Annotated in this window: 32 protein-coding genes and 1 tRNA gene; 7 read left to right on the forward strand and 26 right to left on the reverse strand. The window is 42.4% G+C overall.

The window, feature by feature from the left end; genetic code table 11:
* Positions 1-2: 2 nt before the first annotated feature.
* Together MTF66_RS36350 and MTF66_RS36355 are read left to right on the forward strand one after the other, a co-directional pair.
* Positions 3-1718, forward strand: a complete 1716-nt coding sequence (locus MTF66_RS36350; RefSeq protein WP_248530182.1) for a BamA/TamA family outer membrane protein — start codon at positions 3-5, stop codon at positions 1716-1718.
* Between the two features lie 64 nt (positions 1719-1782).
* Entirely contained in the window at positions 1783-2343 is a 561-nt protein-coding gene (locus MTF66_RS36355; protein WP_248530183.1) for a mechanosensitive ion channel domain-containing protein, read from the forward strand.
* Positions 2344-2368: 25 nt separating this feature from the next.
* Here the strand turns inward: MTF66_RS36355 and MTF66_RS36360 are convergent, their stop codons facing one another.
* The 4 genes from MTF66_RS36360 to MTF66_RS36375 all read right to left on the reverse strand — a co-directional run bounded on the left by MTF66_RS36360 (position 2369) and on the right by MTF66_RS36375 (position 5163).
* Positions 2369-2536 (reverse strand): hypothetical protein, encoded by a 168-nt coding sequence (locus MTF66_RS36360; protein ID WP_248530184.1) that lies wholly within the window; start codon positions 2534-2536, stop codon positions 2369-2371.
* 148 nt (positions 2537-2684) lie between these two features.
* A complete protein-coding gene (locus MTF66_RS36365; RefSeq protein ID WP_058583791.1) occupies positions 2685-3743 on the reverse strand; it encodes a succinylglutamate desuccinylase/aspartoacylase family protein in 1059 nt (352 codons plus the stop codon).
* A 33-nt stretch (positions 3744-3776) separates the two neighbouring features.
* Positions 3777-4682: a 30S ribosomal protein S6--L-glutamate ligase gene (gene rimK, locus MTF66_RS36370; RefSeq protein WP_054563407.1), complete on the reverse strand. Its 906-nt coding sequence runs from the start codon at positions 4680-4682 to the stop codon at positions 3777-3779.
* Positions 4683-4740: 58 nt separating this feature from the next.
* Positions 4741-5163 carry an ATP-dependent zinc protease gene (locus tag MTF66_RS36375; RefSeq protein WP_058583793.1) on the reverse strand — a complete coding sequence of 141 codons (423 nt, stop codon included), beginning with the start codon at positions 5161-5163 and terminating at the stop codon, positions 4741-4743.
* A 408-nt stretch (positions 5164-5571) separates the two neighbouring features.
* Between MTF66_RS36375 and zntB the strand changes: the two genes are divergently transcribed.
* Positions 5572-6543 (forward strand): zinc transporter ZntB, encoded by a 972-nt coding sequence (gene zntB / locus MTF66_RS36380; RefSeq protein WP_248530185.1) that lies wholly within the window; start codon positions 5572-5574, stop codon positions 6541-6543.
* Here zntB and MTF66_RS36385 read toward each other — a convergent pair.
* Together MTF66_RS36385 and MTF66_RS36390 are read right to left on the reverse strand one after the other, a co-directional pair.
* A complete protein-coding gene (locus MTF66_RS36385; RefSeq protein WP_058583795.1) occupies positions 6538-6759 on the reverse strand; it encodes a Rho-binding antiterminator in 222 nt (73 codons plus the stop codon). The genes zntB and MTF66_RS36385 overlap by 6 nt on opposite strands.
* Before the next feature lie 62 nt (positions 6760-6821).
* Positions 6822-6896 (reverse strand) — tRNA-Arg (locus tag MTF66_RS36390).
* Positions 6897-7115: 219 nt separating this feature from the next.
* On the opposite strand from MTF66_RS36390, the gene MTF66_RS36395 reads away from it, so the two are divergent.
* Positions 7116-7298 (forward strand): helix-turn-helix domain-containing protein, encoded by a 183-nt coding sequence (locus tag MTF66_RS36395; protein ID WP_054563404.1) that lies wholly within the window; start codon positions 7116-7118, stop codon positions 7296-7298.
* On the opposite strand, the gene MTF66_RS36400 is transcribed toward MTF66_RS36395, so the two are convergent.
* From MTF66_RS36400 to MTF66_RS36410, 3 genes are read right to left on the reverse strand one after another with little or no spacing between them, the layout of a single operon-like run.
* The gene (locus tag MTF66_RS36400; protein WP_248530186.1) at positions 7295-8101 is read right to left on the reverse strand and encodes a phosphotransferase family protein; all 807 of its coding nucleotides are present in this window, start codon (positions 8099-8101) and stop codon (positions 7295-7297) included. The genes MTF66_RS36395 and MTF66_RS36400 overlap by 4 nt on opposite strands.
* Positions 8102-8725 (reverse strand): nicotinamide riboside transporter PnuC, encoded by a 624-nt coding sequence (gene pnuC / locus MTF66_RS36405; protein ID WP_058583797.1) that lies wholly within the window; start codon positions 8723-8725, stop codon positions 8102-8104.
* A gap of 20 nt (positions 8726-8745) precedes the next feature.
* A complete protein-coding gene (locus tag MTF66_RS36410; RefSeq protein WP_054563401.1) occupies positions 8746-9003 on the reverse strand; it encodes a YkoF family thiamine/hydroxymethylpyrimidine-binding protein in 258 nt (85 codons plus the stop codon).
* Positions 9004-9118: 115 nt separating this feature from the next.
* Here MTF66_RS36410 and MTF66_RS36415 point away from each other — a divergent pair, with 115 nt between their 5' ends.
* Positions 9119-9358 carry a DUF2960 domain-containing protein gene (locus tag MTF66_RS36415; protein WP_054554201.1) on the forward strand — a complete coding sequence of 80 codons (240 nt, stop codon included), beginning with the start codon at positions 9119-9121 and terminating at the stop codon, positions 9356-9358.
* 5 nt (positions 9359-9363) lie between these two features.
* On the opposite strand, the gene alr is transcribed toward MTF66_RS36415, so the two are convergent.
* From alr to radC, 17 genes are all read right to left on the reverse strand, one after another.
* A complete protein-coding gene (gene alr, locus MTF66_RS36420) occupies positions 9364-10443 on the reverse strand; it encodes an alanine racemase (protein ID WP_248530187.1) in 1080 nt (359 codons plus the stop codon).
* A complete protein-coding gene (gene dnaB, locus MTF66_RS36425; protein WP_054563398.1) occupies positions 10443-11822 on the reverse strand; it encodes a replicative DNA helicase in 1380 nt (459 codons plus the stop codon). Before dnaB ends, alr begins: the two co-directional genes overlap by 1 nt.
* Before the next feature lie 111 nt (positions 11823-11933).
* Positions 11934-12875 carry a DUF4097 family beta strand repeat-containing protein gene (locus MTF66_RS36430; RefSeq protein ID WP_248530188.1) on the reverse strand — a complete coding sequence of 314 codons (942 nt, stop codon included), beginning with the start codon at positions 12873-12875 and terminating at the stop codon, positions 11934-11936.
* An 11-nt stretch (positions 12876-12886) separates the two neighbouring features.
* Complete coding sequence (locus MTF66_RS36435) at positions 12887-13372, reverse strand: hypothetical protein (protein ID WP_082401718.1); 486 nt, start codon at positions 13370-13372, stop codon at positions 12887-12889.
* Entirely contained in the window at positions 13359-13910 is a 552-nt protein-coding gene (locus tag MTF66_RS36440) for an RNA polymerase sigma factor (RefSeq protein WP_054554197.1), read from the reverse strand. The genes MTF66_RS36435 and MTF66_RS36440 overlap by 14 nt, the downstream gene beginning before the upstream one ends.
* Positions 13911-14053: 143 nt before the next feature.
* Entirely contained in the window at positions 14054-15802 is a 1749-nt protein-coding gene (locus tag MTF66_RS36445) for a PilX N-terminal domain-containing pilus assembly protein (protein WP_248530189.1), read from the reverse strand.
* Positions 15795-16319, reverse strand: coding sequence for a prepilin-type N-terminal cleavage/methylation domain-containing protein (locus MTF66_RS36450; protein WP_248530190.1), 525 nt, complete (start codon positions 16317-16319; stop codon positions 15795-15797). Before MTF66_RS36450 ends, MTF66_RS36445 begins: the two co-directional genes overlap by 8 nt.
* A complete protein-coding gene (locus MTF66_RS36455; RefSeq protein WP_248530191.1) occupies positions 16316-16717 on the reverse strand; it encodes a prepilin-type N-terminal cleavage/methylation domain-containing protein in 402 nt (133 codons plus the stop codon). The genes MTF66_RS36450 and MTF66_RS36455 overlap by 4 nt, the downstream gene beginning before the upstream one ends.
* On the reverse strand, positions 16714-17166 hold the full coding sequence (locus MTF66_RS36460) for a GspH/FimT family pseudopilin (RefSeq protein ID WP_058583802.1): 453 nt from the start codon (positions 17164-17166) through the stop codon (positions 16714-16716). Before MTF66_RS36460 ends, MTF66_RS36455 begins: the two co-directional genes overlap by 4 nt.
* Before the next feature lie 5 nt (positions 17167-17171).
* Positions 17172-17603 carry a type IV pilin protein gene (locus MTF66_RS36465; protein WP_308200367.1) on the reverse strand — a complete coding sequence of 144 codons (432 nt, stop codon included), beginning with the start codon at positions 17601-17603 and terminating at the stop codon, positions 17172-17174.
* A gap of 302 nt (positions 17604-17905) precedes the next feature.
* On the reverse strand, positions 17906-18358 hold the full coding sequence (gene rplI, locus MTF66_RS36470) for a 50S ribosomal protein L9 (RefSeq protein ID WP_054554192.1): 453 nt from the start codon (positions 18356-18358) through the stop codon (positions 17906-17908).
* Positions 18359-18393: 35 nt separating this feature from the next.
* Complete coding sequence (gene rpsR / locus MTF66_RS36475) at positions 18394-18621, reverse strand: 30S ribosomal protein S18 (protein WP_002962753.1); 228 nt, start codon at positions 18619-18621, stop codon at positions 18394-18396.
* A 12-nt stretch (positions 18622-18633) separates the two neighbouring features.
* Positions 18634-18936: a primosomal replication protein N gene (priB, locus tag MTF66_RS36480; RefSeq protein WP_036973732.1), complete on the reverse strand. Its 303-nt coding sequence runs from the start codon at positions 18934-18936 to the stop codon at positions 18634-18636.
* Between the two features lie 67 nt (positions 18937-19003).
* A complete protein-coding gene (gene rpsF, locus MTF66_RS36485) occupies positions 19004-19345 on the reverse strand; it encodes a 30S ribosomal protein S6 (protein ID WP_036973113.1) in 342 nt (113 codons plus the stop codon).
* A 228-nt stretch (positions 19346-19573) separates the two neighbouring features.
* On the reverse strand, positions 19574-19729 hold the full coding sequence (gene rpmG, locus MTF66_RS36490) for a 50S ribosomal protein L33 (RefSeq protein WP_022946036.1): 156 nt from the start codon (positions 19727-19729) through the stop codon (positions 19574-19576).
* Positions 19730-19740: 11 nt separating this feature from the next.
* On the reverse strand, positions 19741-19977 hold the full coding sequence (rpmB, locus tag MTF66_RS36495; protein WP_036973115.1) for a 50S ribosomal protein L28: 237 nt from the start codon (positions 19975-19977) through the stop codon (positions 19741-19743).
* Between the two features lie 273 nt (positions 19978-20250).
* A complete protein-coding gene (gene radC / locus MTF66_RS36500) occupies positions 20251-20925 on the reverse strand; it encodes a DNA repair protein RadC (RefSeq protein WP_175080365.1) in 675 nt (224 codons plus the stop codon).
* 144 nt (positions 20926-21069) lie between these two features.
* Between radC and coaBC the strand changes: the two genes are divergently transcribed.
* Together coaBC and slmA are read left to right on the forward strand one after the other, a co-directional pair.
* Positions 21070-22263, forward strand: coding sequence for a bifunctional phosphopantothenoylcysteine decarboxylase/phosphopantothenate--cysteine ligase CoaBC (gene coaBC / locus MTF66_RS36505; RefSeq protein WP_248530192.1), 1194 nt, complete (start codon positions 21070-21072; stop codon positions 22261-22263).
* Between the two features lie 112 nt (positions 22264-22375).
* Positions 22376-22963 (forward strand): nucleoid occlusion factor SlmA, encoded by a 588-nt coding sequence (gene slmA, locus MTF66_RS36510; protein ID WP_054554189.1) that lies wholly within the window; start codon positions 22376-22378, stop codon positions 22961-22963.
* Positions 22964-23145 lie beyond the last annotated feature (182 nt).

Below are 23145 nucleotides of genomic sequence, written 5' to 3' on the forward strand. Positions count from 1 at the left end.
AAATGGGATTTAAGCAGTCGCACTTTGTTGCTAGGTTAATAACACTATTACCAATCTGCATAGCAGCCAATGTTCATGCAGAGCAGTTATTCACTGACGATAGTAATTATTGTCAAAACCAACGTACGCTTAAATCACAAGATAATAACTTACGCCGCCAGCTCGATGCTGATAATCCACTACCCGATGCCGCTAATAACCGTAAAATAGTCTCTATTGAGCTTGAACAGCTGAACGTATTTAACACTGAGCTTGAAGAAGAAAATAACTTTTTATTCCGCTTTGCCAATCGCGCTCACATGACTACTGAGCCTAATGTAATACACAGCGTTTTATTGTTTGCAGAAGGTGATGTTTACAATCCACGTAAACTGCTAGAGTCAGAGCGATTACTGCGTAAACAAGGCTACTTATATGATGCGCGTATCAACGCAAAGCTCGATTGTGACGGCAACGTACATGTAAAAGTCATTACGCGCGATCTGTGGACCTTATTACCTGAAATAAGCTTTAGCCGCAGTGGTGGTAAGAATGAGTCGAGCATCGGCTTTCGCGAATCTAACTTTTTAGGCTGGGGTAAACGAGTATCTTTTAGTCGTACCCGTGATGCTGATCGCACAGGTTACCTGTTTGTGTATGATGATCCGCATATATTCTCTAGTCGCTATCAAGGCCGTTTAGAATATTCAGATAACGATGACGGTAAACGTCATTACCTCGATGTAAGCTATCCGTTTTTCTCGATTGATACACCCTACAGTTACGGTGTTACAAGTTACTCAGATCAACGCCGAGAGTCACTTTACTATCGCGGCGATGTAGTTAGTGAGTTTGAGCAAAAAACCTTATTAAACCGCGCTTACTTTGGTCATTCATCACAACTTGGTAATAGTTGGACCCAGCGCATTAAGCTTGGCATCGAGAACCGAGAAGAAACCTTTAGAGAAACGCCATTTACGCGCTTTCCTATCGCTGAAGATAGAACGCTGAGTTACCCTTATGTTAGTGGCCAATGGTTTGAAGATCACTACGTTAAGGTTAGAAACTTCGATAGCATCTACCGCACTGAAGATTTAAACCTGGGTTGGAATATCCACGCCTTACTCGGTTATTCGAGTGATGATTTTAGCGACGATGCCAGCCGTACTATTTATTCGTTATCTTTATCAAAAGCGCATTACTCTGGAGACAACCAGTTATGGCGCTTTAAAGCAGACCTTGATGGCTACTGGAATGAAGAAACCGATGATGTTGAAAACCTATTCGCTAGAACGCAGCTACAGTATTATCTCAATACCACACTAAGGCAAAGCTGGTACGCCAAAGTACGCTTACAATATGCTGAAAACCTCACTGCTGATAAACAACTCACTATTGGTGGTGAAAATGGCCTACGTGGTTACCCGCTTGACTACCAAGTAGGCGACCGCAGCTTTTTAGTGACTCTAGAAAAACGCTACTACTGGGAATATGACTTACTGCAATTATTTAAAGTGGGTGGCGCCGCGTTTTATGATATTGGTAGAGCTTGGTATAACGACAAAGATAATGGTGCCAATGGTAGCGTGCTACAAAATGTGGGTGTGGGTCTGCGCTTAGCGCCAAGCCGTGCCAATGCTGGTACGGTTATTCATCTAGATATTGCCGCACCTATTAACAAACAAGATGACGATATTGACTCAGTGCAATGGCTAGTAACGGTTAAAAATACCTTTTAAAGTAGTGGTATTGTTAAGCTAAAAAGCTAAAATCAAAACGTAAAATATTAACTTAGGAACCCTTTTGGACTTCGTCGAATTCTTTAACGAGCAATATCATTTAATCGTGACTGTTATCGCGATTTTGCTCTACCCGCTACTGCGTAAAACCACTAAAAATCTGCTGTTAAAAGCAATTAAAGGCAAGGCTGATCCGCATCGCGAATACCGTGCTGAGCTGTTGCTCAATATCATTCTTGCCATTGTTATGCTGTGTTTAGTGTTAGTTTTTTGGGGTATAGAGCTACGGGGCTTACTAGTACTTGGCTCATCAATTTTTGCCATGCTAGGTGTCGCGCTTTTTGCCGCCTGGTCGTTACTAAGTAACCTAACAGCCTTCTTGTTGATGTTTATTCAAAACGACTGCCGTGTTGGCTTTTGGGTGAGAGTAATTGACGGTGCAAACTTCTTAGAAGGCCGCATTATCGAAATGGGCTTAATGAATGTCGTACTTGAGCATGTGGATGGTCACAAAGTGATTTACCCAAACAACATCTTTGTTACCCGCCCTGTGATGGTATTAAAGAATCCACCTACGGCAACTAAAGCGCCAACCATAAAACGTATTTTAGGCCCAAAAAAGTAACTGCTTAAAGTTAACGAGACGCTTGCTAAATAGGTGTTCTTTTTCTGCTTCCATAGGCGATTAATATAAAACTAAATAAAATGACTAAAGGGTGAAATAACACAATGTGAGCAACACTTAGCTCTGTAAAAAAGCCATGTGTAAGTGAAATAGCAAGCGTAAATAAGCCTGTGTAAAATAGAAATCTTTTCATCTTTGATCCTTTAGTCATTCTTACGACAATTAAGTAAGTAAAAAACTATAAACCTTGCACTTGCTCTAAGGTCAAGTAATAGATGGAGGCAGGCAGATACAAAAAAGCCAAACAGATAGTTTGGCTTTTTGAATTAAAGAATAGGGTATTAGTTATTTAAATCTGCGGTTTTTAACTCGTCTTCAATATCACTTATTTCATCAATAAAGTTTTCGAGCTGTTGTTCAACTAGGCTGTTTGCGTGGGCAAAGTAAGCAAGATGGAATACAGCATCCCCTTCGTTTACCAGCGGCATAGTCTGCTGACCAATTACAATACCACTACGCGGCGCTAGTAGCTCAAGTTCAGCATCACCAAGTGGGCTACTTATATAAGCTAGAACCTGCCCTTTCATTACTCGCTCACCCAGTGATACTTGTGCACGAACAATACCGTCTGCTTCGGCGCGTATCCAACTCGTCGAGCTTGCAATTATCGGCTCTGGTAGCTTTTTAGCACGTTTGCCGCGCACCATTTTTAAATGGCGCATCACATAGTCAACACCTTGTACACCTGCGGCAATAGCAATCGGGTCAAAGCGAAGCGCTTCGCCGCCTTCATAGGTAATAACGGGTATTCCTAAATTTGCCGCTTCACTGCGTAATGAACCATTGCGAAGCGACGCATCTATCACTGCTGGGGTACCAAACGCTTTTGCCATGGCTGCTGTTGCAGGGTCGCTCAAATTAGCGCGAATTTGCGGCAAGTTAGTTCGGTGAATTGCCCCTGTGTGTAAATCAATAATATGCGTACAATGCATTGCCACTTGAGTAAAAAACGCATTCGCCATTCGCCCAGCTAACGAGCCACGAGTTGAGCCCGGAAAACTGCGGTTCATGTCACGGCGGTCTGGTAAGTAGCGTGACTTATGAATAAAGCCAAACACATTCACAATCGGTACCGCAATAATAGTACCGCGCAATTGCTCAGGATCGATTTTAGCAAGCAACTGCCTAACAACCTCAACACCATTGAGCTCATCACCGTGAATTGCAGCACATACCATTAATACAGGCCCTTGCTGCACACCATTGACGACTTCAATTGGAATATTTAACGGCGAGTGGGTGTAAAGCTTGGCAGCTTCAATCGCAAATGTTTTACGTTCGCCAACACCCACCGTATCGCCTAAAATTGAAAACGGTGTATTTTTCTTAACCTTAGCCACGCACTTTTCCTTTAAATTGAGCGCTTATATTACTTAACCTTTACCACGAGTTGCTGTTTTCTTTGATGCCGCTGTTTTTTCAATAAACTCGACAATCATGCCTGCAATGTCTTTACCGGTTGCAACTTCAATACCTTCAAGACCAGGTGATGAGTTAACCTCCATCACCAATGGACCACGTGCAGAGCGAAGTAAATCAACACCCGCAACGTTTAAACCCATCGCTTTAGCTGCAGCAACAGCTGTTTTCCTTTCTTCTGGAGTAATACGAACCAAGGTAGCACTACCACCACGGTGTAAGTTAGAGCGGAATTCACCTTCTTGCGCTTGACGCTTCATCGCGGCAATTACTTTATCGCCTAATACAAAGCAGCGAATATCAGCACCGCCCGCTTCTTTGATATACTCTTGCACCATGATATTGGCTTTTAAGCCCATAAATGCTTCGATTACACTTTCTGCAGCTTTGCGTGTTTCAGCTAATACCACACCGATACCTTGGGTACCTTCAAGTAGCTTAATAACGACTGGCGTGCCACCAACCATACTTAATAAATCTTTTACGTCATCTGGTTTACTTGCAAAGCCTGTCACTGGCATACCTACACCTTTACGCGAAAGTAGCTGTAGTGAACGTAACTTGTCGCGCGAGCGAGTGATCGCCACAGATTCATTGACAGGATATACCCCCATCATTTCAAACTGACGTAATACCGCACAGCCATAGAAAGTTACTGACGAACCAATACGCGGCACGATAGCATCAAAATCTTTTAAATTTTCACCACGGTAATGGATTTCTGGCTGCTCTGAGTTGATGTTCATATAACAACGAAGTGCATCAATTACTTTCACTTCGTGGCCACGCTGCTCTGCGGCTTCAATTAAGCGACGTGTTGAATACAAATTTTGGTTGCGAGATAAAATACCAAGTTTCATAGTTAAAAACCTTAACTGATAAACTCATACACGTAGCAACGTGTGATAAGTCCTTTTCCTATAATAAATGAGATAAAGCCGGATCAACGACTATGCGATTTTCCATTGCTGTACGCCCTAACAACATTCTAAATTTCATTGTTGAACGGTTACTTAAAGTCACCCTTACAGGCCAGCTTTGGGTTCCTGCGACTAATTTTGTTTCAATAAAGTAGCGCAGCTCACGCTGACCGCTTGAACTGGTCACATACTTTCGCTCAACTACTTTGGCGCGACACTCTACTGTTGTTTCTACATCGTCTTGTAGAGGATGGGTAGTAAATTTCACCCACGCTTCGCCGTTTTCTGAAAATTCCTCAATGTCAAAAGCATGAATACATGAGGTTCTCGCTCCGGTATCAACTTTTGCTTTGATTTTATCGATTCCCAGTTCAGGCAGGCCAAGCCATTCTCGCCAGCCAACAATAATTTTTGCGCTCATTAATGTGCCCTCTTTAAAAAAGTGACTTATACGCTATAGGGCTAGAAACACCAACGAAATATATTTATCCACTCGATAAGTCGATTTAATTGACGTAGCCTAAACTATATTCAATTATACCCAAGCCACCTCAAGGTGCGGGTTTCAGTTGGAATTAAAAGCGATTAGACAAGGCATTGATTGCAAGTAATAGAGGTTCTATTGTTAAAATCAATAACGCAGTATAAATCGCTTTTAAACCAACCCTTTGGGCGCTTCACAGGCACTTACTCTCATCGTTGTTACTTCTTAAAAGGGACTGCCATTCTTGCAAAGTAACGCCTTGATATTAAGCACCTGTGAAACGCTGAATTCTGCATCTTGAGGTGGCTTGGGTATATAGCACTATTTGTAAAACGAGAGTTCAATATGATCAATGGGTTACTTCATGTCTTAATTTTAGACGAACAAGGCGGTGCACGTGCTATTGAAAATAGTACTGAGCTGCATAATTGGCAACCCGAACACGGAAAACTTTGGGTGCATATGGATTACAGCCAAGCTGAAGCCATTGAGTGGCTTGAGCAAAGTAATTTATTAACTGATTTCGAGCTTGAGTCCCTGATTGCCGATGAAACACGCCCTCGTTTAAGCAAAGTCACTAATGGCAATATGCTGTTTTTGCGTGGCGTTAACCTAAACCCAGCGCAAAGCCCAGAAGACATGGTCTCGTTGCGTTTATTTATTAACGAAAACATTGTGATCACAACCCGTAAGCGCCGTTTATTATCGGTGCAAGATGTTGTTGAATCGTTCGATGGCAGCAATGGTCCTTGCTCAATCTCGGAGTTAGTTTGCCAATTGGCGCAAAACTTAACGTCGCGTATGCAAGCTGTTATCGACAGCTTAGATGACACTCTCGATGGTTTTGAAGATGAAATTGATGAACCAAACAAGGGCTTTGATCATCAATCATTAGCGCAAATTCGCCGCCAAACAATCGCGTTAAAACGTTATTTAAGGCCACAAAAAGAAGCGCTTATTACTTTGTTAAACAATAAATATAAGTGGTTAGATGAAGACGATAAGGCACGCTTAAACGAAACAACCAATATGTTGATCCGTTATTTAGAAGAGCTAGATAGCTCAATTGAACGCGCGCAAATTATTCAACAAGCAATAACAAGCCAAGTATCTGAGCAGCTAAACCAACGTATGTATGTGATGTCGGTGGTTGCAGCACTGTTTTTACCACTTGGCTTCTTAACAGGCTTACTAGGTGTAAACGTAGGCGGTATTCCGGGCACTGAAAGCCCTTACGCATTTAGCTTGTTTATTATTTTCTTGGTGGTACTAACCGTTGGGATTGGCATTTACTTTAAAAATAAGAAGTGGCTATAACGCAACAACCTTTTTAATTAAATCAAGGCGGACGGCATGTTCGCCTTTTTTTGTTGCCAAAATCAGGTGCTCACCATCGGAGTTGAGTATTTTGAGGGTCTCTGCTTTTCCTTCTAACTGCTCACCAGATACTAAGGTAATGCGTAATAGAGATTTATGCATGCACCATAATTCATATTTATCGTAGTCGCCACAAGCGATAGGTTGATAAGTCATTAGCTTTTTGGAATTGTTTGAGGAGTTAATCGAGCTTAGAAGATATTAAAGTGAAGAGCAAATGGCGCTCTCGGCAGGGATCGAACCTGCAACTTAGCCTCCGGAGGGCCACGTGATATCCATTTCACCACGAGAGCACATTTGTCGTCGTCAATACTGACTCGCGATATCAGCATGACAACCCGGCAATGATAATGGCATCTTGTGCTAAATGCTAGCATCGAGGCCTTTATATGCACATAAATTCAGCAATTTGCATTAAAACACTTCACTTTCGTGCAGAACCAAGGTATTAACGTATACTTAATAAAATTAATAACAAGGTGGCAGTATTGCCATGTAAGGGGAATTTGATCATGAGTTTAATGTCTACAGAGCAAGTCGCGGAGTTTTTAGGTGTAAAAGTCGAACGCGTAAAACGTCTTGCTCGCGAGCATTTACTGATCTCGAAATCACAAGATGACAAAGGTGAACCTTTGTTTGATCCAGAAGACGTAAAAAAATATAAAGAACTTGCCGAGCGAATTGGCGGTCTTTAATTTTTAGCTTTTTCTATGAAGTGGTTAAGCTGTATTAGCAGGGGCGCCACTTTATCCATCGCACCACGTTGTTCGTACCAACAAATACATAAAAGCAAAAACAGCGCATGAAATGCCGCGAGCTTTTCAACTGATAAGTAAAACTCGTGATGTTCGCACACTAACGCTTGGTATCGTTTAAGTAACGCCAGTTGCTGCTCATCATTTAACGCAAAGCTCACCACCAGCGCAGCTAAGTCAAAATAAACATCGTTGCTTTTGGCATATTCAAAGTCGATTAAAAACATACCCGACTCATTCACAATGATATTTTCTTTCACTAAATCATTATGACAAAAACCCATGTCTTTAGGCGCTGAAGCAATATAAGCCAGTGACTGTTTAATTAGCTCAGCATGTTGCTGGTAACGCTCTGTTTGCTGGTAGTAGTTAATTTCGTAAGCTATATCCATCGGCTCAGTAAGCACAGGGTAACGGTGTAAATTAACTAAGTCGGGCAATAAACTACTACAAAATTCACCGCTGGCAATACTACCTGCCACGTATTCGAAAATAGCCGTGTCGGTTGCTTGCTCTAACCAAAGTGGGGCTGGGCAGCAGCTTTGCTTTGCAAAATGCGCTTGCGCTGCAAGGCCAATCGCCGGCCAATGGTCACGATAGTGCTTAACCAAGAAATCTTGGCTTGCTGTTTTAACTAGGTAGTTATCATTGCTTAGTCCCTCAACCAGCGGGCTGATTGAGGTGATAACTAAACGTGAGTTGAAGCGCGTAAAAAGCGCGTGAATTTGTTGCTCAGTTTTCATCTATAGCTGTGCAAGCGGCTTAGCCTGATGCTGCTCGTATTCTTCATACCAGGTTTTAAAGCCCCATGCGGCCATAATGGTGTAAAACACGAAAAGTACTAAGGTTGGGTAATACCCTTTTTCAAAATATAGGTACATAGATGCTGCATCAATCACAATCCAGTACAACCAGTTTTCCAGTACCTTCTTGGCAACAAGGTAGGTTGTCACCACCGCAAAACAGGTGGTAAAGCTGTCTAAATAAGCAAAATCAGCGTGCGTGTAATTGGTCATCACAAAACCAATGGCAACTGAAGCCAGTGAGGTGGCAAGCAAAATCACCGCATGACGCTTTAACGACCATGAAATAATGGGCAGATGATCTTTATTGTTCATGCCCCTGCGCCAAACCACCCAACCATATACCGCCATATACATGTAGTAAAAATTAAGTAGCGACTCCATCAATAGTGCGCCATTCCAGTACATTACGGTATAAATAAAGGTGCTCACAAACGCGGCTGGCCAACACCATAAGCTTTCTTTAATCGCTAACAGTAAATACGCCATCGATAAGGCAACGGCAATATATTCCCAATGCGACATGGCAGTAAAGCCAGAGAAGGTTTCGCTTAAAAATTCCATAACACGCGCTACTTTAGGTTTTAGTCTTCGCTAGGCGACAAGTCACCATGTAAGAATTTACAGACGAAAATAGCCTTACCAAACTCTTCATAAGAACGTTTGATTTCAGTATTAAGTACAGACATCACTAAATCATAGTCACCGAAAATCTGAGTAGATAAGGTGTTGGTGATCACTTTAAGACCTTCGTAACTGTTTACACGGTCAATAAAACCTTTGATAAACGGAATGTAGTCTTGATGTAGTGGGTACTTACTGATCTCTACTGAAAGTTTCATTATGATTTACCGAGTCTTTGAAAAGTATTGCATTGTAACCCGCTTATACTAACAAGTCATGGCTATGGTTATTTTTTAGTGTAAAATCAGCCCCGATAAACATTGAGGATTCATTATGGCACGCCGCATCACTTACAAATTTAAAAATCAGCCTCGCGAAATCAATTTTGCAAAAGATAAATACCGCGATATGTACCATGCTATTGCAGCGGCTGAAGGCATTGATTTAACCAATTATTTAAAGATGGAACAGCAAGTCGAAATGACTTCAAAAGGCTCTGCAGCAGTACGTAACTTTCGTGACCAAGAATTCGCACGAATGGGTTTCAGTGACGTGTATTTTATTAAAGAGTAACGAAGTTACTCTTGATACTCGTAGCTTACACGTGGGGTGATATTACAAAGTAACTCGTAAGGTATGGTTGTTGCGCACTGGGCAATCTCTTCAACGGGAAGCTCAGGCCCCCACATAATCACCTCGTCACCAACTTTGATATTGTCTCGGTTATCACCAATATCCACCGTGATCATGTCCATCGCTACACTACCGACAATACCGTAGCGTTGAGATTTTATAACCACAGGTGTGCCCTGCTCAGCATGACGTGGATAACCATCACCATAGCCCATCGCAACCACCGCAAGCTTAGTCGGTTTATCGCTATGCCAGCGTCCGCCATAGCCAACACACTGATCGGCATCGACATCGCGTATCGCGATAACTCGCGTTGTTAAGCGCATAACAGGCTCTAGTCCGTGCTGTTGCCCTACGCCATTAAGCATTGGCGATACGCCATAAAGCATCAAGCCAGGGCGCACCCACTCGCCATGACCTTTTGGCCAAGCAATAATGCCAGCAGAGTTTGCAAGGCAATGCTGTTCGTTTTTGCCATCTGCCAATGAATCAAATAAGGCAATTTGCTGAGCGGTTTTTTCATCATTGATGTCATCGGCGCACGAAAAATGCGTCATTAACTTAATGTCATCACGGGCATTCGGGCTCGCTTTTAAGCGACTGTAGAAAGACTCAAATTGCGATGGCGCAATACCCAATCGATGCATACCCGTATTCACCTTTAACCAACACGCAATTGGTGCATCAAGGCTTGTATTTTCAAGCGTTGCGAGCTGGTTTTCATCGTGAATAATGGTTTGAAAGTTATTGGCAAGCAAGATAGGTAAATCATCTTTATGAAAAAAACCTTCAAGTAATACAATTGGTTTTGTCAGTCCACCTGCACGTAGCGCTAACGCTTCGTCTATTCGAGCAACCGCAAATGCATCGGCATCATTTAGGTATTGAGCAATTTTAACTAAGCCATGGCCATAAGCATTGGCTTTAAGCACCGCCATTACTTTGCAACCAGGCGCAAAGCGCTTCACTTGTGCTAAATTATGAGCAAGTGCTTTTAGGTTGATTTCGGCAATGGCTAAGCGCATTAGTATTCGTCGTCCATAGCAGGACCCGCGTAGTTATCAAAACGCGAGAATTGGCCTTGGAAGGTTAAACGTACTTTACCGATAGGACCGTTACGTTGCTTACCTATGATGATTTCGGCCACGCCTTTTTCTGTACTGTCTTCGTTATACACTTCATCACGGTAAATAAACATGATTAAGTCGGCATCCTGCTCGATTGAGCCTGATTCACGTAAGTCGGAGTTGATTGGGCGTTTATCGGCACGTTGCTCTAGGGTACGGTTAAGCTGCGATAGTGCAATAACCGGACATTGCAGCTCTTTTGCCAGTGCTTTTAATGAACGAGAGATTTCAGCGATCTCTAAGGTACGGTTATCCGACAAGCTTGGCACACGCATTAACTGCAAGTAGTCGACCATGATCATACTAATACCGCCATGGTCGCGGGCAATACGGCGTGCACGCGAACGCACATCTGTTGGTGTTAGGCCCGATGCATCATCAACATACATCTTACCTTTTTCCATCAACAAGCCCATGGTTGACGACAGACGCGCCCAATCGTCATCATCTAGCTGACCGGTACGAACTTTAGTTTGGTTAATACGGCCTAGCGATGCCAGCATCCTCATCATGATTTGCTCTGAAGGCATCTCTAGTGAGTAAATAAGTACAGGCTTATCTTGTGTCATAGCTGCGTGTTCGGCTAAGTTCATCGCAAAGGTTGTTTTACCCATCGATGGACGTGCCGCCACAATGATAAGGTCAGAAGGCTGCATACCCGCCGTCATTTTATCTAGGTCAGCATAGCCGGTACTTACACCCGTCACACCATCTTGTGGCGACTGATAAAGCTCTTCAATCTTATCAACGGTTTTTTCTAAGATACTGTGTAAGTTTTGTGGGCCTTCGGTGCTTTTACTACGCTGCTCAGCAATTTTGAATACTTTACTTTCAGCAAAATCGAGCAGGTCATGACTGGTACGCCCTTCTGGGCTAAAACCAGCTTCTGCAATTTCGTTCGCCACACCAATCATTTCACGAATAACAGCGCGCTCTCGCACGATATTCGCGTAAGCATCGATGTTCGCCGCACTTGGTGTGTTCTTAGCAATTTCAGCGAGGTAGGCGAAACCACCAACACTACTTAACTGATTGTTTTTCTCTAAGCTCTCAGAAATAGTGATCAAATCGATTGGATCACCGCCTTCAGCAAGACTAACCATAGCCTCAAAAATCAGCTTATGGGTTCGGGTATAAAAATCCTGCGCAACCACTAACTCAGCAACACGGTCAAACGCTTGATTATCAAGCATTAAACCACCTAAAACAGATTGCTCAGCTTCTATTGAATGGGGAGGGACTTTTAACGTATCGACTTGCTTATCTGGTTTGGCCATAACATCACAAAACTAAAATTGAATGGCTCTATTCTATCGACTTGCTAAGGCTGTGCAAATAGTAAAGCGGGAAAACTTCCCGCTTTATTGTAATTGAATGAACTCTAATCGTTATTTCTGTTTACGAAGTTCAATGCGTCCGCTAATCGTATCCATTTCGATATCAGCATCCCCACCGTTAATACTAAATTCTAAGTCGCTAGATGGGCCGTATTTCGCCTTCGTTGCTCTGTCACCACTAAGCTCATTAACGATTTTACCGTTAGCGTGCGCTTCAATTTCAAACGTTGCCGATACATCAGCTGGGAAGTAAAACTCGGCATCACCACTGACTGATTCAAAGCGAATATTGGCATCTGCTAGTAACTTGTTAATGTGAACTTCAGCTTCACCATTTACGGTATTGATGCGCAGTTTTTTAATTGCATCAAATGCAAAGTCGATATCACCGTTTACATTTTCAAGGCGAACATCTTGTGCTTTGGTTTTTGACTTAATGTCGCCATTCACCGCGGTAAAGCGTAAAGCACCTTGCGAGTTTTTATCGTTAATTTCACCATTGACTGTTTCAAAGCGAATATCACCGTTTAAGTCGTGGGCATTTACATCACCATTGACCGTTTCAAAGCTCATGTTGCCGCTAATATCTTGCACTGTGATATCACCGTTGACGGTATCAATCTCTGCGCCTGCTTCAAGCTCTTTAGCACTAACTGTGACATTCACTCCAGCAAATTCAAGCTCACTGCTTTTTGGCATGTAAATGGTTAATCGAGAACCGTCACCGCTATTCCAGCCACCTAAATTACGCGGCATTTTTACGATAAATTCAACACGGCTGCCTTCAACCTCTAAACGATAGCCTTGTGCCTTATCGTCAAGCTCACCTTCGATTTTAAGTTGTGGTTTATCCCACCCTTCAATGCGTACATCACCACGTTGGTTTTCAATAAAAATGCGTTTATTTGCAGGTACATCAATTTGCTCATTAATGGTTTGTCCCGCCATTGCCATCAGTGGCAGTAATCCTAAAGTTAAGGCTAGTAATTTCATAATTGTCACTCCTAAATCGTTTGCCACTTCGGTGCATGCACCTTGTTAATTAAGTCCAGTTGTTGCTGATAAACCTGCGACAGCATTTGTAATAAAGCTGGGTTTTCAGGTTCATTCTCAAGTGCTTGCTTAATGGCACTTTCGGCTTCTTCTAACTCTTTTAGTTGTTGCTGCCAGTTATCGGTTAACGCAGGTTGATTTTGATACTGCACTAACAAACCTTGCTTTTGCTTGGTAAAATAGTCGCTCATTGCCATCATGCTATTTGGCTCACCTTGGCCAACAAAAAGCTGTACGGTCAATAGCGCGGCAATACAACAAGCAGCAACTGCAGCGAGTTTATTCCAGCCATGGGTTGGCTTATCAGTTTGCTCTGATTGCCCTGTTGCAATTGCTCGCTCAACACCGGGCCAGAGATCTTTGTCTGGGCTAATATCTTGCTTATGGTTAAGCGAGTCATTTAAAAATTGTTCAAATTCTGGCTTACTCATTTTCATACCACTCTTTTAATAACTGCCTTGCACGGTGAAATTGCGATTTACTTGAACCGACTGCCATATCAAGCATGCTTGCTATCTCTTCATGGCGATAACCTTCAATTGCATGGAGTACAAACACCATACGTGCTCGCTCAGGTAGTCTCAGTACTAATTTGTCGAGGCCGTTAAAGCCATCGCAATCTGCTGCACTTTGCTCATCCATACCGCTTTGTTCAAAACTCACTACTTTTTGAAACCAGCTTTTATGTTTGCGAATGTAGCTAATCGCAATATTGCTGGTAACACTATGTAACCAAGTCGAAAATTGTGAGCGTCCATCAAAGTTAGCGATTTTATGCCACAACTGTACAAACACTTCTTGTGTTGCATCTTCGGCGTGCTCTTTGTCTGCAAGCAATCGCAAACAAAGGCTATAAACCCGCTTCACATGCAACTCATAAAGTGTTGCATAGGCAGCTTGATCACCGCTTTTTACGCGCTCTATCAAGGCATGCTCACTTTGCTGGGCGAACGCTTGTTCTGCATCTATCAACATCCTGGATGTTGTCCTTTATGATTATTGTTGTGAATTTAGTGTATTAGACGTAAGGAGGGATTCAAAAGGTTTAAATGAAATTAAATTTTTTTTGTGTAAGCTACAAATATTTGAGCTTACACAATTTTATTTGGGGGTTTGCGTTATTCTCCAGGTGATGCTTCGCTTTCTTCTTCAGTTGTTTCTGGGGTTTTGTAGCTCCAACCTAAAAATACGATGCGTGCCGAAGAAGCAGGCGTGCCGCCATTTTGTACTTGTAATAAACCTGCATCATAGTGAGCGCCACTGCCCCCTGTTGCTGTAATTGTTGAGCCACGTACACTACCAAACAGCTCACCACTTCCCGATAGCTTCACCGTTGTCAAAGGAGCATAAATAGCCGCATATAAATTAGCAGCACCGCTAAATTGTACCCCATTCATACCATTAAATGATGAATAAAATGATAACGACGGATGTCCACTGGTAGTTAACCCTTCTTGCTCAGTAATGACTTTTGCGCCTGCACCAATATTTACTTTTCCGGTTAATAACACTGTTAAGCTACTGTCTTTTTTGATTGTTAGGCTGGTATCTCCTGCCATCGAAAAGTCGCCATCAATCAGTAAAATAACATCACCACCAGAAACTTCCATTTTGCCGTCACTGGTCATCTTGAGTCTATCAAGTGCAAAAATATACTCTTTGCTGTTACTGCCATTGGCTTGGTTTTGCGCTTTAGAGTTAAACAAGAAAACATCGGCAAGGCTTGGCAAAATAACTTGGCTACCACCGCTACTAAAAAAGCCCCTTTCAGTATTAAGTTTAAATTGTTGCGTAGGACCAACCGAAACAGAACTGTAACTGCTCACTTGGTCTGTGATGTCTGTCATTTTCTCTGGCAAAATTAACGGGTCGCAGCTGGTGTCTGGATTTGTTGGGTCATAATCGGGTGCTGTTGGATCAGCAACGGTTATTGGCTCAACATTCGGGTTTACGTTAAACTTGCTGTCACTGTAGTGCACACCATCTTGTTGATTATTGTAGGTGTCTTTAAAATCGCCTGAGCCGCCATACATAATATCCAGAGCTTCGTCTTGGCTATTAGTGATGAATGTTGACCACTGCATTTTTACATCACCATTGGCTCGCACAACCCCCGAAACAGTCCCGCCACGATGGGTATAATAACCTCGGGTATAGACATTACCGTCAACACGTAAACCACTGCCAGGAGAAATATAAACACCGGAATTTGAATGGATATTACCAATAATTGGTGATGAACCATTTAAGTAGATAACCCCGGTCGCTTTTACATCGCCCTTTATCGGTGAATGACCCGATAGCACCACATCTGAATCACCAGCTATCGTTGAAACATCACCATCATTCGACTTGGTTTCTTCGTAGGTGCCTTTGCTCGAATCATAGCTGTCGATACTACCACTGCCCGATAAATCGACTCCCTTACACCCCACCATCGCATTAGTGAAAACAGAGCTACCTTTCGCGCCTTGTACTGCAAAACGGGCGACTAAGTTACTTTGTGCATCACCATCAAATCGTTGCCCTAAGCTTGCAATTTCAAGCTCACCGGCAGCATTTTGACTTAAACTGGCATTAAAAATGGCATCATCAGCGATAACACCAGAGCCCGATGCATTACTGGTTTTACTGATCAAATCTTCAACCGCTAATACACCTTCATCATTCAAGGTTTGTTGCAATAACTTAGCTTGTTCAAACACACCTTTTTCAGCCATTAAACGACTGTTTAATTTCTTTTGAAAGTTACCACTTAAGCGTTCTTGAACAACGTTTTCACGTAGCGAGCTAAGCACCACGATGCTGGCCATACTGGTTAAGATCAACACTGTAATTAGGGTGAAACCATTTTGCTTGTTATACACTGCCAGCTCCGTATGCTTTGACTAATATTGCATTGGTTAACGCAATATCAATATTAATGCCATTGCCAAACTGAGCAGGTAAATCATTTGGCTTTACAGTAACGGTTACAAGCTCCCCGGCGATATCAAATGACAAAGCTTCGATACCTGTCAGTAATCGCTCTGAGGCAGCACCATCGAGAGAACACATTAAGCTGCTACCATTTAAGCTATATACTTCAACCACCTGCGCAGTTGTCGCTGAGCCATCACAGGCAATGACACCACTTGGCTGAGTAATAGTAATCGTGCTTTTATCTGCACTGATGGTGGGTGTTAGTTGTGTTTGCTTTATGCTGCGGTTGAATACTTTACTGGTATAGCGAATCACTTCTTGAGCGTTTTCAAGCTCTTTACTTACTTCAATCGTGCTTTTAATCGCCGAGTAAGACAAGCTCACCCCAGCTAATAAAAAAGCGCCTGCTGCCAATGCCACCATCAGTTCAACTAAGGTAAAACCCTGAGCGCCTTTATTCATGAGCATACCGCCGTTAAATCAGGGAAACTGGCATTTAGACTAATTTGATTTTCTGCATTGTCTGTCATGCGCTTATCGACCCAAGCCACATTAACTTGCATATCATCACTGTAAGTAGCTGGGATAGTCAGCTGATAATCACTCATCTGTGGCGCGAGCGAAGCTCTAAATGTCGCGTCTTGAAAAAGTGCGGTATTGGTTTTTTGAATTTCACAAATACGCGGCCACAAACGCTCTATGGTGTTTTGCCCTTGAATAAGTGACACTGTGTAATTAAAGCTATTGGTTGCATATTGTAGCGATTTTAGCTGCGCTGCCGCCAAGCCTAATAATGCGATGCCAGCGATCACCACTGAAATCATCACTTCTAATAATGAAAAGCCTGCCTGCTTATTCATGCACATCCTCGCTGTGAATTTTCTACTAACCAGTTTTGGCCACTTTTAAGCACACACATCACATAATCTGTGGTATTTGTGTGCTCATCTTTCACTAAAATTTCAGCTTGTTTATCAACTTCGCCACTGGCACTAATGGCCAATGCGACTAAATTGACGGTAACACCGCTTTTTGTGACCGAAAATTCTTTTAAAACCGTGTCTACCCCGCCCTCGTTGAGGGTCACTTGCCAACTATTATTACTGACAACTAGATTAATAGGTTTGTCGCGTTTGACCGCTTCACTACGTGCAAATTTATAAGCACTATTTAATTGATTTGCAGTAGTTACTACGCGATCTTGCAAAATTTGCTGACTAAAAGACGGAAAAGCAAGGGCTGCCATAATGCCAATAACACTCAGCACAACCATTAACTCAATTAAGGTAAACCCTGCAATTCGACGCAATTGTGTTACTCCCAGCAATCACTAAATGAAGCGCTATAACTACCATCATGTTTAACGGTTAAGTCACCACAGCGATCACTTGCTTGCGCCGAACCCGATTTAGGAGCGGCTTTTAAACTGTAGCCACGATTTTTAAAATCGCTTACAGCACCTGATACTTTATCGGTTGCTGTGTAGGTAAAGGTGTAATAGTCAGTATTTTGAGTTGCAAATGCATTGGGGTAGCCGCCATTTCGTGAATAAATACGTTCGAGGCTGGCGCTGTATTGCAGTAACTCTTGTTGAATATCAGCACGGCGACTACGTTGCATGTGCTCAGTGTAAGCAGGCAGTGCTACGCTATATAAAATCCCCAAAATAGCGATCACGATAAGAATTTCTACTAATGTAAAGCCTGTTTGTTTACCCATTCCATGTGGTACTAATGCACTTTTCAACCTCAACCCCTTAATACTTTTTAACCAGCGTAATATAATTGACAGCGTTGTCAGTGTCAATTTTAACCAATTTACTTTTACTCATTCGATTATACTAATAAGAATAAGAAAATTAAGAAAAAAGAACGTATGTTTGTAAAATAGGTAAGATTATAGGATTGGTATTTGTGTGTTTAAAATTTAGAAACCAATACTATTGGATGATAACCGAGGAAGCAATAGCGGTACAAAATGCTACAATTCATAAATTTCAGGCACAAAAAAGCCGCACCTAAGTGCGGCTTTTTTACTTAATATTGCTATTAAGCTTCAGCGATAACGATTACTTTGATAGTAGCCGATACGTCTGAGTGTACTGCGATTGCTACGTCAAATTCGCCAGTCTCACGGATAGTACCTAGAGGTAAACGAACTTCTGATTTAGCAACTTCAACGCCAACAGCTGAAATAGCTTCAGCGATGTCGCGAGTACCGATAGAACCGAATAACTTGCCTTCGTCACCAGCTTTAGAAACTAGTGTAACTTCAGCTAATGCTTCTAACTTGTCAGCGCGAGCTTGAGCAGCAGCTAGATCTTCAGCGATCTTAGCTTCTAAATCAGCACGACGTGCTTCGAAAGTTTCGATGTTAGCTTTAGTTGCAGGAACTGCCTTACCTTGTGGGAAAAGGAAGTTACGTGCGAAGCCAGATTTAACTACAACCTGGTCACCTAGGCCACCTAGGTTTGCGATCTTGTCTAGTAGAATAACTTGCATGTCTCTACACCTTTTAAAAACTGTTAATCCGCTGCTTACTTATGTAAGTCAGTGTATGGAAGAAGGGCTAAGTAGCGAGCACGCTTGATAGCAGTTGCTAGCTGACGCTGATATTTAGCGCTAGTACCTGTGATACGGCTAGGTACGATTTTGCCACTTTCTGTAACATAGTTTCTAAGAGTAGCTAGATCTTTATAATCGATTTGTTGTACGCCTTCCGCTTTGAAGCGGCAGAACTTACGACGTCTGAAATAACGTGCCATGAGTAAAATTCCTCAAAAAATTCTTTCTATATGTTGAGCATGCAAGACCAATTGGCTTAAGCCGTTTCGGCCTTCGTGACGGTTTAAAAATCCCGTCACTTGCACTTGTTGCCCAACGTGCAATTGTTGAGTTTGTTGTTGCATTGGCGTGCCGCTGGCAACAACTTGAAGCCTGACATAACTATTACGGTTAAGGTCTGCTTCAACTTGCATCGATTTATGTTCAAGAACAAAAATACAATGCGGTATACCAGCAGGGCTTTGACTATATTTAGGTGTTTTACAAACAACCCCAGATAATGTCAGCTGATTCATATAAGGATTAAGCGGTTGGCTCATCTTTTTGTCTCAACTGCAAGCGCCATGCTTGAACTCAAAACGATTAAGCAGCTGGTGCTTCTTTCTTCTCTTCTTTCGCAAGAGGAGATGCTTCAGTTACAGCGTCTTTAGTACGCATAACTAAGTTACGAAGCACTGCATCGTTGTAGCGGAAAGTAGTTTCTAGCTCGCTGATTACTTCAGTAGGTGCTTCAACGTTCATAAGAACATAATGAGCTTTGTGAAGCTTGTCGATTGGGTAAGCCAATTGACGACGGCCCCAGTCTTCAAGACGGTGGATAGTACCACCAGCTTCAGTGATAGAACCAGTATAACGTTCGATCATACCAGGTACTTGCTCACTCTGATCAGGGTGAACCATGAATACGATTTCGTAATGACGCATGGATATTCCTTACGGTTAATAGAGCCTTCTACCGTTTCGGCCAGTCGGTTTAAGGCAAGGAATTAAATTTAATAAGCCGAAATGAGCGCGCATTTTACGCTTAGATTGATAATTAAGCAAGATAAAACAGCAAGCCAAGCTAGATTATTATGCCCTATTAAGATTTTCTAAACGCTAAAAACAAAAAACCCAGCCGAAGCTGGGTTTTTGATATTCTGAAAACTAAAATTACTTGATTTTAGCTTCTTTGAAAATCACGTGTTTACGAGCTTTAGGATCGTATTTTTTGATTTCCATTTTTTCAGGCATGTTACGCTTGTTCTTGTCGGTAGTGTAGAAAAAACCAGTACCAGCAGTTGAAACTAAACGGATCTTATCGCGCATGATTCAGTTCCTTAAACTTTTTCGCCACGAGCACGGATTTCTGTAAGAACCGCGTCGATGCCTTTTTTATCGATAATACGCATACCTTTAGTAGTAGTGCGTAGTGTTACAAAACGTTTTTCACTTTCAACCCAAAAACGGTGAGTTTGTAGGTTAGGTAGGAAACGACGTTTAGTCGCGTTTCTCGCGTGTGAACGGTGGTTACCAACCGCTGGACGCTTACCTGTAACTTGACATACTTTAGACATGTCTATATATCTCCAATAACTTCGCTCGAGCTTAATTTTCCCTTAGGCCAGTATTTGTGCCCCGGGATAAATCGAAGGGCGCTCTTTATACAGCTTATACAGGCAAAGATCAAGTAACAGATCTTATCCAATCAGCTCATGTGTAAATTTGATAGCGGCTAATTATAAAGATCGAATGCCCTTAGGGAAAGTAAAAACTGCATTTAAATTAAACTAATTTCTAAAATCGCCCTAAACTGCTCATTTTTAACACACTCTCTAATACAGTTGGCTCTATATAAGCCCTCTTTCAGCAAACGAAACACAATTTTCACCACCCACTATGATGTGATCCAGCACATTTATGTCAATTAAGGCTAAGGCTTGCTGTAATTTTGTGGTGATTAATTTATCGGCCTGACTAGGTTCAGCAACCCCACTTGGGTGGTTATGAGCAAGTATTAGAGCCGCCGCATTATTACGCAGTGCAGCTTTAACAACTTCGCGTGGGTACACAGAAGCGGCATTAATAGTGCCGTAAAAAAGTACTTCGTCTTTAATTAGCTGGTTTTGACTATCTAAGTACAGCACCATAAATACTTCTTGCTGTAAGCCTCGCAGCTGAATAGTTAAATAGTCATACACGGCTTGCGGCGAAGTAAATAGTGCCTCGCGCTTACATTGCTCAAGCATATAGCGCCGGCTTAGCTCAAGTACCGCTTGAAGCTGCACATACTTAGCAGCTCCTAAACCCTTTTGGGCACAAAACTCTTGTTCAGATGCATTAAATAAGTCGTGTAATGTGCTGTTTATATCGAGCAGGTGCTCAGCCAGCTCAATAGCATTCATGCCCGGCACACCGGTACGTAAGAAGATTGCTAATAACTCTGCATCTGAGAGTGCTTTGGCGCCTTGGGCAAGTAACTTCTCCCGCGGCCTTGCTGATAAAGGTAGATCGGTTAATGGCATTGCTTCATCCTTAAAACAACTATTCCACTTATTAAACTGTACTATAAAATCCAATTTTTTCCTGTCTGTATAAAAGAAAACTTCATGCTATCGGTAAAGATTTGCTATCGTTAGCCCATATCGACAAAGGTTAAATTTCACGTAATGATAAAATCAGTAAATAAAAAAATCCTGCTAGGTATGAGTGGTGGTATTGCAGCCTATAAATGTGCAGAACTTGTTCGCCGTTTAAAAGATCAAGGCTGTGAAGTAAAAGTCGTCATGACCGATTCAGCCAAACACTTTATTACTCCTTTAACTATGCAAGCGGTAAGCGGTGAGATTGTTTCTGATTCATTACTCGACCCAGCAGCAGAAGCCGCAATGGGTCATATCGAATTTGCCAAATGGGCAGACCTTATTTTAGTTGCGCCTGCAACCAGTAATATTTTAGCCAAAATGGCCATGGGTATTGCAGATGACTTACTAACAACCCTACTACTGGCTACCCCAGCAAAAGTGGCGGTTGCGCCTGCAATGAACCAACAAATGTATGCCCACCCTGCTACACAAGCAAATCTTGCCACACTAAGTGAGCGCGGCGTGGCTATTTGGGGCCCAGGTAAAGGCGAGCAAGCTTGTGGTGATGTAGGCGCAGGCCGTATGTTAGAGCCTCATGAGTTAGTCGCACTTTGTACACAACCTGAAGTAGAGCCATTACTTAAAGGCAAAACCATCACGATTACTGCAGGACCAACCCGAGAAGCCCTCGACCCAGTTCGTTATATCTCTAACCACAGCTCAGGCAAAATGGGTTATGCCCTTGCAGAAGCTGCACTTGCGCTAGGTGCAAAGGTAAATCTGATTTCAGGCCCCGTAACAATTAAAGCACCTGCCAATGCCCTGCTTACTAATATAGAAAGTGCTGAGCAATTACTTACCGCCTCAATGGAACTGGCCGCGCAATCGGATGCATTTATCGGCTGTGCAGCAGTGGCTGATTACCGTGCAGCAGCAATTCATGAGCAAAAGATGAAAAAGCAAGGCGATGAACTAACCCTCACTTTAGTTAAGAACCCAGATGTCATCGCTAACGTCGCAGCGCTTAGCGAAAACCGCCCTTATACCGTTGGCTTTGCAGCAGAAACTCAAGATGTTGCAAGCTATGCACAAGGTAAATTAAAGAACAAAAACCTCGATATGATCTGCGCAAATGACGTATCAAAAGAAGGTCTTGGCTTTAATTCTGATCATAATGCTTTAACACTCTTCTGGCACAATGAGCAGCTAGATTTAGCAATGGGAAGTAAAAAAGATTTAGCCATGAGCGTAATGACTGAGCTTGCCAAGCGTTTGTAAAAATGCTGGAAAGAAACTGAATAAAACATTAACATAAGCCACTCATTTGCACAAAAAATGGCTTGTCTGACTCCCAACAGCGCAAGTAATAAATTATAAGAAAGGAATGGTCATGCCTGCGACAAAAAGAAGTAATCGCAAAGAGCAGATTCTGCAAGCACTCGCACAAATGTTAGAAACCAGCCCAGGTCAACGTATCACAACCGCAAAACTCGCGGCTGAGGTAGGTGTGTCTGAAGCTGCGTTATATCGTCATTTTCCGAGTAAAGCACGGATGTTTGAGGGCCTAATCGAGTTTATTGAAGATACCCTGTTATCACGCATTAACCTCATTTTAGAAAATGAGAAAGAAAGCCAAACACGTGTATACAATATTTTGCTGTTATTGTTAGCTTTTGCCGAGAAAAACCCGGGCATTACCCGCATTTTGACCGGTGATGCCTTGCAAGGTGAGCAAGAGCGTTTACGTGAGCGTGTACAAGGCTTATTTGAAAAGCTAGAAACTCAGTTCAAGCAAGTGCTACGCGAACGCAAACTTCGCGAAGGTAAAGCATTCCAGTCAGACGAAAGCACCCTAGCCAACTTCTTACTCGCCTATGTAGAAGGTAAGATGAACCAATTCGTGCGCAGCGACTTCAAAGCAAAACCAAGTGCACAATTTGAAAAACAATGGCCAGAACTACAAAAGATTTGGTTGTAGTGAGCTGCTAGGGGAAAGAGTAAAGTTGGAGCCGTCAGCTATCAGATTGAATTCCGAACAGTTAGCGAGCTTCTAGGGGAAAGAGTAAAGTTAGCAGGCTGCTTTCTAACTTTACTCTTTCTAACTTTACTCTTTCTAACTTTACTCTTTCTAACTTTACTCTTTCTAACTTTACTCTTTCT

The sequence above is a fragment of the Pseudoalteromonas sp. 2CM39R genome, assembly GCF_023161845.1.